Origin of the sequence: Cellvibrio sp. ARAG 10.3, from assembly GCF_051846955.1 — a bacterium.
Taxonomy (GTDB): domain Bacteria; phylum Pseudomonadota; class Gammaproteobacteria; order Pseudomonadales; family Cellvibrionaceae; genus Cellvibrio.
The window spans coordinates 161,692-174,539 of the sequence record NZ_JBPYCU010000002.1; the positions used below are offsets into that span (position 1 = coordinate 161,692).

At 55.5% G+C, this 12,848-nt stretch carries 5 protein-coding genes; all 5 read right to left on the bottom strand.

Features of this window, described 5'->3' with window-relative positions; all coding sequences use genetic code 11:
• Positions 1-100: 100 nt before the first annotated feature.
• Complete coding sequence (locus ACSV5M_RS03345; protein WP_439174165.1) at positions 101-1,627, bottom strand: diguanylate cyclase; 1,527 nt, start codon at positions 1,625-1,627, stop codon at positions 101-103.
• Between the two features lie 9 nt (positions 1,628-1,636).
• The gene (locus ACSV5M_RS03350) at positions 1,637-7,789 is read right to left on the bottom strand and encodes a putative Ig domain-containing protein (RefSeq protein WP_439174166.1); all 6,153 of its coding nucleotides are present in this window, start codon (positions 7,787-7,789) and stop codon (positions 1,637-1,639) included.
• Positions 7,790-7,987: 198 nt separating this feature from the next.
• Entirely contained in the window at positions 7,988-8,863 is an 876-nt protein-coding gene (locus tag ACSV5M_RS03355) for an efflux RND transporter periplasmic adaptor subunit (RefSeq protein WP_439174167.1), read from the bottom strand.
• 73 nt (positions 8,864-8,936) lie between these two features.
• Positions 8,937-11,087, bottom strand: a complete 2,151-nt coding sequence (locus ACSV5M_RS03360) for an efflux RND transporter periplasmic adaptor subunit (RefSeq protein WP_439174168.1) — start codon at positions 11,085-11,087, stop codon at positions 8,937-8,939.
• Positions 11,088-11,091: 4 nt separating this feature from the next.
• Positions 11,092-12,846: an efflux RND transporter periplasmic adaptor subunit gene (locus tag ACSV5M_RS03365; protein ID WP_439174169.1), complete on the bottom strand. Its 1,755-nt coding sequence runs from the start codon at positions 12,844-12,846 to the stop codon at positions 11,092-11,094.
• Between the last annotated feature and the right edge of the window lie 2 nt (positions 12,847-12,848).

Sequence of the window (12,848 nt, forward strand, 5' to 3'; positions counted from 1 at the left end):
CTTCCGTTATCGTTATTCAACGCGTATCGCATTATGCAGAGCGCAGAATAATCGGCAACCGGACCCTTGTCCATGAACAGCAAGGCGTTTGTGCGGCGCGTCAATGTGCCGGCTGATTGTCCGCGGTTTTATTCACGATACGCATCGCCGGTTGCCAGTTGCTCACGCGATTGCGCCCTTGCGCCTTGGCGTGGTACAGCGCTTCGTCAGCCTGGTGAATCAACTCGTTGGGCGTTTCTGCCCCCAGACGAACCGATGAAATACCAAAGCTGGATGTGATCCTGATGCCCTGGCACAACTGTGCAGCAATTTTTTCACGACAACGATTGGCAATCAGGTTGGCCTGGGAGATGGGCGCACCCGGCAGGATAATGCAAAATTCTTCCCCACCAAAACGTGCGAGGATATCGCCTTCGCGAATCACGTCGCGGATGGTGTTGGCAACCATCTTGATCACTTCATCGCCCACACCATGACCGTGGGTATCGTTGACCCGCTTGAAGTGATCAATGTCCGTCATGATGCAAGCATATTCAGCGTGGCTTGAGCGCGCTTTATCAAAGGATGCGGCCAAGTAATCAAACAGCGAACGCCGGTTGTAGCAATCTGTCAGCGGATCGCGCGATGCAAGGTATTTAAGCTCGCGGTTTTTATTTTCAATCGATAATTGCGTCGCAGCCAATGCCTTCACCATCTCTTCCAGCTGATGATTCTTGGCTTCCAACTCGGATATATCATCGAAGCTGGCGATAGTGCCCTGGCTGTTGCCTTTGTCATCCAGGATCGGAACGGCGTTCACGCGGAAGATTTGTTTTTCCTGCTCACGGGTTTTCAGTTCAAGGCGGACACCTACTTGTTTCTGGCCGGTCGACAGCGCCTGCAACCAGGGTAAGCTAGCCGTGCTATCCGGCTCGTCCTGTTGCCAACCGAGGGAACTGGCTTTGCGGCCAATGAGACTTTTTTCATCGCGCTGCAATTTTTCAGCGAGTGAGTGATTCACCAGCACAATCTGCTCGCGCTTATCAAGGATCAGTACGCCTTCCGCCAGAATATTCAAAGCGTTCCTCACCCGTGCCGGCACCACCGCGCTCGGGTCAAGGTGATGCAGCGCGCGTTTGATGTACAACCAGAAGCCGATAAACCCGGTCACCGATACAAAAATAATCAGTAACACAAAACTCGGCAGCCCAAAGAATGGACTGTCTTCATGGGTGAGTGGATGAAAGGTAATTTCAAAATTGCCCCGCTTCTCGCCGTTGATCAACAGTGGTAAACGAATGTGCGTCGGGGTTGAATGTTCGCCGGACGCATCGCGCCACAAGGTTTCATGTTGCGCCGTTTGCGCCACCACGCCCTCGTCATTGCGGCGAATACCGATGGACCTGACGTCCAGGTTGCGCTCAATGACATTCTCCAGCATCGCCTGCAATAACAGCATGTCGCCCCGTTTAATCGCCATGATGGTTTGCACGGCCAGGGTTTCTGCCAGCGATTGCCGCACGTTTAATTGTTGCCGCTCGGTGCCCGGCGCCAACCCGAGGGCTTGCGCGAGAATCAGGATCGACAAGGTAAGAATCACCAGGCCGATGCTTAATCTTACTGCGGGTGTTATACGAAATTTTCCCACCGCTAACCTCTAGTTGTCTTTGTTGTTGTGATCGAACAAGTAGCCGACTTCACCGGCGCGCCGGTCTTCCCTGGCTTTGTCCTTGCGTTGTTGCTCCAGTTCTTTTTTGCGCTTGTTCACTTCATCCAGAATCGGCAAGGGATCGATGCCTTTCCATAACGGCAACATGGAAAAGAGCGTTAACAGCAAACTGCTGGCGCGCAGGGACCAGATTAAAATGCCCGTGGTGATGGAAAGCGTCACGCCCGCAATCATGGCATGTTGTTGCTGTTCTTCCTCAAGTACGCGCGTCATATCAGCGCGGGCACGATCAATTTCCTGATGAAACTCAATCAATTCCTGGGTATTCAGGTAACCGCTTTCCAGTGCAATTAAGTTGGTCAGACTTGCATAGGGATTGGCTGCCTGGCGTTGTTGCTCCTCATATTCGCGGCGCGCGTCCGTCCATGCCGGACGGTTGCGATCATCTTCATCGTAACCTTGCGGAATATCGGCCGGTGCAATAAATACCGCTGGCTCGCCTAAATTATTACTGAGGACAGTATCACCGTCGTTGGTGATCGGTTCGTCAACAAGGTCGCGATCACCGTCTGATGGAACTATCGGCGTATCCGGTGTAGTCGGCGCGCCGCTTTGATCAGGCGGTGGTGACGACGGAGCGCCCGTGACCGGCTCATCCGTTGAAGAATCCTGCGGTATCGGTGTCGGGTTTACCGGCACCGTTGGGTTAGCCGGTTCTTGATCCGGTGTTACGGGATTTTCGACAGGACGCTCAACAGGATTTTCAACCGGTGGATTGACCGGTTCCTCCACAGGCTCTTCAACAGGTTCTTCAACCGGATTTTCAGCAACCGGTGCGACAAGCGTCACGATAAAAGACGTTTCAATGGCAGCGCCCTGCGTATCTGTGGCACGCAGGGTCAGGGTTGTTTCTCCCGGTGTGCCGTTGGAAAACTGTAAGGTCAGTGTCCCGGTACTGCTGTCCAATGCAACAATACTCGCCAGGGCCGGATTGGAATTGTTCGCCACGGCATACAGTAAGTTGGTGCCGTCTTCGGCATCGTTAAAAAAATCCCTCAGGTTAATCTGTGCGGTCGGTGTTGTAGTGGTTGCCGATACGTTATCCAGCCCAGTGGTCGTCGGTGTGCTGTTGAGCGGCACAATGGTTACCGTAAAACTGGTTTCAACACTGTCGCCGTCGCGGTCTGTTGCGCGCAAGGTAATCATACTGCTGCCGCTTTGGTCTGCGGGATAATCCAGTTGTAAGTTACCGCTGACCGGGTCAAAGGTTATCGCAGAAAATAAAGCGCTGTTGGAATTGCCAACCACACTGAAGGTTAATTGCGCGTCGCTATCTTCTTCATCGGCAAATGCGCCGAACAGGTCAATCGTATCGCTGCCACTGTTGGCATCGCGCGTAATGTCAGCCACGCCCGTTGTGGTCGGTGCACTGTTGACTCGCTCAACGGTCAGATCAAAGGTGTCGCTGGTAAACGTGCCATTGGCATCGGTGGCAATCACCTCAATCGATAACATCCCCGTGTCGAGATGCGTTGCGGTTCCACTGAAGCTGCGCGTCGCTGAATCAAAACTCAACCAGGGCGGCAAGGCCCCGCCACCCGCCAACTGTGCAGTGTAGGTCAGCGTATCGCCATCCGGATCGGTAAAACTGTTCGCCGGTATAACAAACGTAAACGGCACATCTTCGGTAGCAATTTGATCCACTAACGGATTGCTTACCACAGGCGCGTTGTTGATCCCGGAAATTTCAAATGCAAGGTCGCGCCCCGGATCGGGAATACCGTTGTGATTGTGATATTCGCCCCCGCCGTACACATCTGTGTCATGGATGCCGACGTACACCAGCGGATCAGTATTACTGCCGGTAGCGCTGACTTTGATGAAATAGGTTTGACCGTAGGTTAAAGCCAGGTTGTCGACATCAAATGAATGCCAGGCTAATGCGGTGCCGAGTTCGGTCGACGATAGCGTATTACTCGCGAGCACAGTGCCATTAAAACTATCGAGCACCGACACGGTGATGGTTTGCGGTGTTTGGTCGGCATCGGGATTGCGGCGCAATTGCACCGAAATATTATCCACCACGTAGGTGCCATTGCCGTTGGCCTCCACAAAACTTTGGTATGCATCCTGCGCGTCAGCCAGCCCGGTGCCGTTCAATGCGGGCGGTGACGATTCGTAAACAATATCCGCATCGGCGGGTGCGGCATAAACGACCAGTGAAAAACTGTCACTGGCCGGTGTGCCGCCCTGCCCGTCATCGGCACTGACTTCAATATCCAGTGTGCCCACATCCCCGGCTACTGGCGTGCCGGTAAAGGTGCGGGTGGCTGCATCAAAGGTTAACCACGACGGCAAGGCGCCACCGCCAGCCAGTTGTGTGGTATAGGTCAATACAGCACCGGCGTCGTCATCACCGAACGCATCGGCGGGCACGGTATAACTGAACGCGTTATTTTCGGTAACCGCCTGGTCCGCGAGCGGAAAACGCACGAAGGGATCATCGTTGGTGTTAACAATGGTGATGGTAAACACATCCGCGACAGATGCGCCGTGATTATCGGTTGCGATAACTTCCACATTCAACGTGCCGATATCGTCGTTGCGGGGAATGCCGCTGAATGTTCGGGTAATTTCGTTAAAGACCAGCCAATCCAGGCTGCCGCCGCCAGCCAATTGCGCGCGATAAGTTAATGTATCGTTAACATCAGCATCGGAGAAGGTATTCGCAGGAACGGTATAAGAGAAGTTATCGTCTTCATTAACCGTGTGATCCGGCAGCGGATTATCGACAACCGGTGCGGTATTACTGCCGTCTTCCTGGCTGACTTTAAAAGCCAGGTCCCAACCGGCACCGTCCGGGACACCATTCTGAATCATGGCGCCGCCAGGAAATAAATCGGCATCGTGGTGACGAATCAATATCGCATCGTCGTTTGCATCCGTGCGAATCCGGATCACATAACTCTGGTTGTCATTCAGGGCGAGGTTGGTAAAACTGAACGAATGCCATTCAAAACCAATAGCGCTGATGGCGTCGGACGAAATTGAGTCAGATGCCAGCAGGGTACCATTCCAGGCATCGCGCACTTCTACAATAATCGTTTGCGGAACGGCAACCGCATATTTCGCTAATTCAATACTGATTTCGTTAACGTTGTAAGTTGCACCGGGGCTATCGTATAAAAAACTTTGCCCTACCTGATTGACTGATGAGATCGATATCTCCCTGTTGCCGCTGCCGGTATCGACGTAATGCGTATCGCCCGTTGTTATAACAGTTATATCAAATATGTCGGTAGCGGTACCGCCGTTACCATCATCTGCGGTGACGCTAACGGAGAATGTACCTACGTCATTGTTAACCGGTGTGCCGGAAAATGTGCGGGTGGCTGCGTCGAAGTTAAGCCATGCGGGCAATGCACCACCGCCAGTCAGTTCGGCGGAATAGGTCAAACTGTCGCCCATGTCCGGATCGCTGAAGGCATTAGCGGGAAAGGTGAAATTAAATGCACTGTCTTCCGTTGCTACCTGATCGTTGATCGGATTATTAACGACCGGCGCATCGTTGGTGTTGGCAATAACGATGTCAAATGTGTCGCTGGCTACACCGCCCTGGCCATCATTCGCATTCATTGTGATGGATACCGTGCCCACATCGCTGTTGGTTGGTGTGCCGGAAAAAGTTCGCGTCGCCGCATCAAAACTGAGCCAAGCGGGCAATGCACCACCGCCGGCTAATGTGGCCGAATAAGTCAGGCCATCGCCATCAACATCACTAAAGGTGTTCGCATCAACGACAAAATTGAAGGGCGCATCTTCCGGTGCGTTCTGGTTTGGAATCGGGCTTGCGACAATCGGTGCATTGTTGACGGTACTGGCTACCTGAAAGGCCAGATCGCGGCTGGCATCCGGTGTGCCGCTGTCGTAATAAAACATTCCATTGGGATACATATCGACATTGTGAATCCCGATTGAAATCAAACCGTCGCTGCCGCTGGAGGACACTTTAATAAAATATTCTTCGCCATCCGTCAGTGCCAGGTTATTAACGTAAAAAGCTTCCCAGGCTAATGTGGTCCCTACATCCGCTGAGGACAATGTGTACTCGGCGATGGCTGTGACATCGCCGATATTCTGGAGCAAAGACACATGGATATCCTGCAATTGTGCCGCAGGGTCCTTGCGTAACTGCAAGGCAATGTAATCCACCAGATACGTGCCATTGCCACTGTTGTGGAAAAAACTTTGATAAAGATTCTGACCGGGCGAAAGAATATTGGTATCGAGGGACGCACCGGATGTTTCATAAATCGTGGCCGCCGCAACACTTGCATCGTAGATCACCAGATCAAAGGTATCCGTTGCCGGCGTGCCGCCATTGCCGTCGTCAGCCGTCACCTCAATAGCGATGGTGCCGACATCACTGGCCGCAGGTGTACCGCTAAAGGTGCGTGTTGCGGAATCAAAACTCAACCACGCGGGCAATGCACCGCCGCCGGATAATTGTGCGGTGTAGGTTAACTGATCGCCCGGATCGACTTCGCCAAAGGCGTTGGCGGGAAAGGTAAAATTGAATGTGACATCTTCGGTCGCCGCCTGATCCGCGATAGGATTCGCCACAAAGGGATCGTCATTGGTATTGATAATCGTCAGATCAAAATTATCTGACGTGCTCGCCCCGTGATCATCAGTGACTGTGACTTCAATCGTAATTGTGCCAACGTCACCGTTATCGGGCATTCCCCAAAAAGTGCGGTTGGCCGCATCGAAATTTAACCAGGGCGGCAGGTTACCCCCACCGGCAAGCTGGGCGGTATACACCAGGGTATCGCCTTCATCGCTGTCGCTGAAGGTGTCCGCAGGAACGGTGTAATTAAACGCAACCTGCTCGGTGGCTGATTGATTGGTTATCGGATTGGCCAGGGTGGGAGCTGTATTTGTGCCATCATCGTCCGTGACTTTAAAGGCGAGATCCCAGCTGTCCGGATTGTCCGTGCCGTTTTCAATCAGGGTCGCGTTGTTGTAACGATCTTCCTGATGGTAGGAAACCATCACCAGGCCGTCGTTTACGTCAGAAGAAATGCGGATGAAATAGGTTTGATTGTCAGCCAGTTCCAGATCGCCAAAGTCAAAGGTCTTCCATTCAAATTCGGTGCTGCTCAGGGAATTGGAGGATTTGGTATCCACACCCAGCACGGTTCCGTTCCAGGCATCCAGCAATTGCACGGTAATGGTTTGTTCCGCTGCGCCCGCATCTTTCATCAACTGAATGCTGAGTTGATTGACGATATACGTGGGATTGCTGCTGTCGTAAACAAAACTTTGCCCCACGTTGTGGGAAGAGGAAAATGAGAGCGCGTTGACGGCATCATCCACATGGATGTGATTCACATCCGCTAATACACCCTGCCACTGTTGTTGCAAATTCACGCTAAACAGCGGTGCTGTTTCTATCGTGCCGGTGACAACTTCCAGCTCCCAGTCGCCGCCCTGTTGCAGGTGGCCTGTCAAATCATTGCTCGCGGCGACATCAGCACGGGTCAGTGCCGCCAGTTGTTCGACCAGTTGTATACCTTCAGCACTGCCGGCAAGGTTGCAGCCATAAAACAAAAGGTCCGCTGATTCACCCAGCGCGTTGCCCCAAGCTGCGATCTCACCCTCGTATTGGCTAAGGCTGTGTTGGTTGAGCAGTGTGTTGCCCAATTGCACCGCGCCGGCGGTGCCGTGGGAAATCACATGAACAGCGCTGATGCCAGCGTAATTTTTTAATGCTTCAGTAATCTGCCCTACGCCATCACTGTCGGCATCCAGCAACACAACGGAAACCTCTTCCGTGGATGTGTTTTGCAAGATGTCGTCGAGCAGAGTTTGATAGTCCTCCACACGTGTGTCGATAAATACCACAGCTTGGGGCGCATCGCGCGGCGCATCAAGCTGGAGAAGGTCAGCAGAGGTATCGGCCAATGCCGTGTGATAGATCGCGTCCAGGTCGGTATTGGCGGCAGCGTGAATCAGGAAAGCGGTGTCCGAGTTGGCATCGTCCAGAACGGCAATATCCGCCGTTGCCGAAAAAAGTAATCTCGGCTCCAGGGGTTCAATGATAGGACGGCGGTTACGCGGCGATTTTCGGTTGGGCATCGGGTGCTGTAATTGTTGTGATCGAATGCTCGATACAGGTTTAGGGTCTGGTGAACACCTCGGCAACACTCCCTGCTTTGTTAGTGTAGCCGCACAGGATGCTTATTGCGCCAGGCATCAACAGTCACCCTGCTCCCTGCTTAAACCATTTTTATCTAACAAAATGGAAAACGGGTTTTATGGTTATGAGTCTGTTGTTCAGAATCCACCGCTAAGCAAATGATCGGGGCTTTTTATCCCGGAAAATCGCACCCTGCATTTCAAACCACTGGGCAATTGGTAATCGGGATTGGGGAAAGACAAGCGAATACCAAAGGTATTGCTCGGTGCATCAATGACCTGATCCACCAGCACCACCTCGGCAAGGTAAGATTTTTTGGCAATGGCCAGCTCCGGTGTCACCGTTGCTTTCATACCCTCTTTGATCAGGCCATACAGGCTGGCCGGTGCAAATACTTCAACGCGCAGCGGATCGAGTTGTGCCAGTTGCAGCACCGGCTCGTAGTCGATGTGTTCACCAGGTTGTTTGTAGCGGTCCACCACAATGCCGTCGATGGGGCTGCGGATGGTGCGCCGCTGCAAATCCGCCAGTGCGCGGTTATGCTCAAGGGCCGCTTGCCGTTTACGGTCATTGGCCTGTTGCAATTGCTGCGCAGCCAGGGCGTGTTCTGTCTTGGCTTTATCCAACTCGGCGAAGGAGGCTGCCTTTTTTTCATAGAGGTTAGTGACGCGGGTCAGCGCCCGCTGGCTGAAATCAAAGGCGAGTTGCTGCGCATCCACATCACTTTCCAGTTCGGCCTGCACCTTGCGCAATTCCGCTGTGGCAGCCTCAAGCCCGGCCTCCAGGCGCGCCAATACATCGCCTTGTTGAACGCGATGGTTTTTATCAACCAGCACCTCACTGATCAAACCTTCCGCCGCGCTGCTCACATTAACCGTCACGTGTGGTTCAATGCGGCAATTCAATTCTGTGCCGTTGCGTTCTGTGCTGGTAGATTCAGTTCCGCTGGGAGTTTGGGCTGTCGCAAGGCTGGCGAAAATCGTCAGAAAAAGCGTGGCGAGGATAAGGTGCATAAGCGTCTCTGGTTCATTTTATTTAGTTCTACTATAGATCACGCGCGCGGGATCGACAGAATTTCTCCGGCCATCACAAGTCAATGCGGGTAATGAATAGCTGGCGCAGATGACGTTGAAGCCGTGCCGCCAAAGGCTCCGCCGGGTGACGGAATAACAGGTGGGCCCGCTCGCCGTAACGGTTGCCCCGGGCGAGCCCCGGCACATGTACGTCCACCAGAAAAACCATGTGCATGGCTTTGGTACCCGCTTTGTCGGCGGTGTCCACCGGCAGGCGCCCGCCACCCGCCGCACCCAATACCGGGCTGGGCAGGTTAACAGTGGCGGCAGGTACCTCTGCGCCCGCCTCACCTTGTAACAACAACCCTGGCTCAGCCGTCATGCGTACCTCTACGGCGCGGGTAGATTCACGCACCAGACCGACCTCCTGTTGGGTCAAGGCAGCGCGAATGCGCGCTGGTTCGTCCTGGATAATCAAACCGATCACATCGCCTTGTTCAAGATAATGGCCCACCAGTGAATGGCGTTGCGTCAGGGCAAAACGGCCCTCGACAGCGCTGCGAATCACCAGGTTGTTCACCCGGTGTTGCAGATGCTCAAGCTCGGCCTCAATCGCCTGAATGTCTTCCGCGTAGAGTTGCGCCTGCACGCGATCCTCATTCCAGGCTTGCTGATAGCGCGCGCGATATTCCTCAAGGTGAGCCTGTTTGAATGCCAGCTCGGCCAGCAGCGGCGGGTTGTGCAGCTCGACAAGCACCTCCCCTGGGGCCACAGGATCCCCGGCATTGGCCAGCACCTGCGCCACCTGGCCGGCGCTCTGTGCACGCACCTGCGCATTCTCGGGCAGCCAGAGCACGCCTTCGGCCCGCGTAGACAGGGGAAGCGGCAGATAAAAGAAGCCAGCGAGCAGCAACACCACGGCACCCACGGTCACTCCAATTGAACGTCGACGCATGGGCGCCAGCGCCTGATCCTTGAATAAAAAGCGCACATGCTTGCCAAGGGGCAACAACAGTTGGAAAAACACCAGCCAAGCGCCCAGCAGCAGGCCAGCCCGGGGAAAGTGCTCAGCCACCAGCAGGATAATAAACACCAGCACCAGCAAACGGTAAAGAAACGCGGCGCTGCTGTAGAGCACCAGCCCGACGCCCTCCCGCCGTGTCGCCGCCGGCGAGTGCAGGCCTTGTACGCCATAGCCCCAGGTTTGCAGTAGGTAGGACATCTGCTGGTTAGCCCGCGTCGCCAGATTGGGCGTATCCAGCGCATCGCACAGGATGTGGTAACCGTCGAATCGCATCAGCGGATTACCGTTGAAGAACACCGTCGAGATACTGCCAATGAGGATGATGTTGTATAGCAGATCGCGCACCAATCCCGGTTCTATCGCTAACCAGACCAGTAAGGCGACAGCTGCCAGGAATAGCTCTACCGCCATACCCGCTGCCCCCACCATCAGTCGCCGGGATTTCTCCGGAAAGGCGGTAGCCGCGGTTGCATCCACGTAAGGCAGCGGTGTGGCCAGGACAAACACCACACCATATTCGTGCACGTCGCCGCCCCATACCTTGGTGAATAACCCGTGGCCTATCTCGTGCATAACCTTTAACAGCGGATAGGTCAGCCACAGCAAAAGCAAATTGGCGGGCGACAGCAAGCGGTCCAGTTGGCCCCGGGTCAGCTCCGACCAGTGGTTGCCCGCCTGCAAAAGCGCGTAACCCACCACGATCAGCCACACAATCCCCATGGTCGGGCTCGCCAGCAGCCGGCCCAGCGGCACAAGGCGGGTGAGGAATCTGTCCGGGTTACCCAGCGGAACACGCCAGGTCAGCGGGTTGAGCAGCAGACGCATCCAGGCCTGGCGGGACTTCTGTTGCTGGCGGACAAAGAGTTCACGCGTATTGGGCGGGATATCGCATATCAGCAGATCGGCGACGTGCAGGTACTGCAACAGTTCTATCAATTCGCCGCGCGTGGGTGGCGCCTCGGCGGTTTCATCCTGCGTCGGTTGCTCGGCCGCCGATAAAATCTGCCGCAAGCTGCGGCGACCATCCATCAGCGCCATCAGGCGATAGGCGGACGGGCTGAGACGATGGAATCGGCCGTTGCTTTTATCGTGCAATACGTACCAGAGCTCATCGCCATAGTGGCGACGCTGGATATTGATATGCCGCGGCAAGGACGGTCGCAGGTGTTCAAGTCGTTGCCATAAAAGGGATTCGCTCATGGCGTCAGAACCACAGGGTCAATCTGAGCCAGTGCCAGATATCGTGAAACCAAATCCAGCCCAGTGCGCGGCGCCCCACCAGAATCCGGCCGGAACCGGTCATGCCAGGCCGCACCGCCAGGTCTTCGCCACTCAGGGAAGCCTCCACCCGGAAGTAGTTACGCCCGTCGCGCACTTCGCTCACCGGCGTGACATGGGTCAGGGTGAAAGCCAGGGCATCGCCCGGCAGGCTGGTGAGCTTCAGGTTGCCGGTTTGACCCGGCGCGACGGCAGTGATGTCCCGCTCATCCACATACAGCTGCACCAGATAACCGGCGTCCGCCGCGATTTCAAACAACACCTCGCCCTGCTTTACCGGCGCACCGAGGGACTGGCGGATGTCGTCAGAGACAATGGTGCCGGCAATGGGTGACGTCAGCTTGGTTTGGGCGAGTTGCTGCTCAATCAGGCGCAACTGGACCTGCGCCTGTTCCACCTGTGCCGCCGCAATAGCCGCCTGGGAGCGGTTGGCGGTGGCCAGCGCGTTGTCATATTCCTGGCGATACTGCTGTACCTGGCTGGCCAGTTTGCGCCGCTCCAGCGTCAACTCCGCATCATTCAACTCGGCCAGTAGTTGCTGCCGGGCGACCCGGTCACCGGGGCGCGCGTTGATCGCCCCCAGATAGCCATCCTGCGGGGCGACCAGGACGTGCCGGTCGATATTCTCCACCACCGCATCAGTCTGTACCCGGTAATCGGCGGGGATGAACAGTACCAACAGGAACAGCAGCAATCCGCCACTCACCAGCTTGCCGGTGAGATGCTGCGGCCCAAACCAGCGTTGCAAAAAACCGGTTAGCCCGCTGCGCAATGCCTGCAGGCCACTCGCCGAGGCGGCTTGCCTGAAGTGCAGCACCGGCGCAACCAGAGAGAGCAACTGCTCGATCCATTCCTGGTCAGCCGTACCCAGGGGAGTAGCGGCCGGCACCTCCATCACCAGGGCGCCGATAACCTGCTGCTGATGGCGCAATAAAAAGGTATGCACATCCATCGACGGACGGGACTGCTGCACTAGCCGATGGCAACGGAGGAGCTGCGCCGGGTTTGCGGCGGCAGCGTCTGTCGCGCACAGATGGATATCTTGCCGTTGCTCTACAGCCTCCTGCATCGCCGCCGTCAGTTCCTGCATGGAACGGGTCCGTTTGTCAAAGTTGGCCGAGAAGGATACCGCCACCAGATCGAGCCTGCGCCGCGCGCACAGCCCCAGGCTGACCCGTTCACACGGTTGGCGCGTGGCCAGCCGGTTCACCAGGGAAATGGTCGCCTCCGCCAAGGATGGCTCACGCAGCACGCTGGCCAGCAACTCAAGGTGCTCTTGCGCTTTAGCCGATAAATCACGCTGCTCGTTGGCCTGTTGAAAGAGCAGAAATTGCAGCCAGGTCGTGCCCCACTGCAACAATTTAAGCGTGGCCTGCAGGTCAAGTTTTTCACGTTTGCCGATGCGCAACACCACCGCGCCCCAAAAAGCACCATCCACCGTTACCGGTTGCCCTAACAACAAGGCTTCCCCATCGGGTTGCAGCTGCAAACGTTGCTTGGCCATAACCTGCCCGGCCAACGCCAGCAGCGCCGGCGCCGCCGATTCCTGGTCCGGCCAACGCACAAACGGTTGATGGCCGTCTGCATTGCCCTGACTGACCAGCACGCCCGCCGAGGTGGTCGCAACCATCTGGCACTGCAGGCGCAGCCAGTGTTTAAGAAGGCTATTGAGTAAGGGCATAT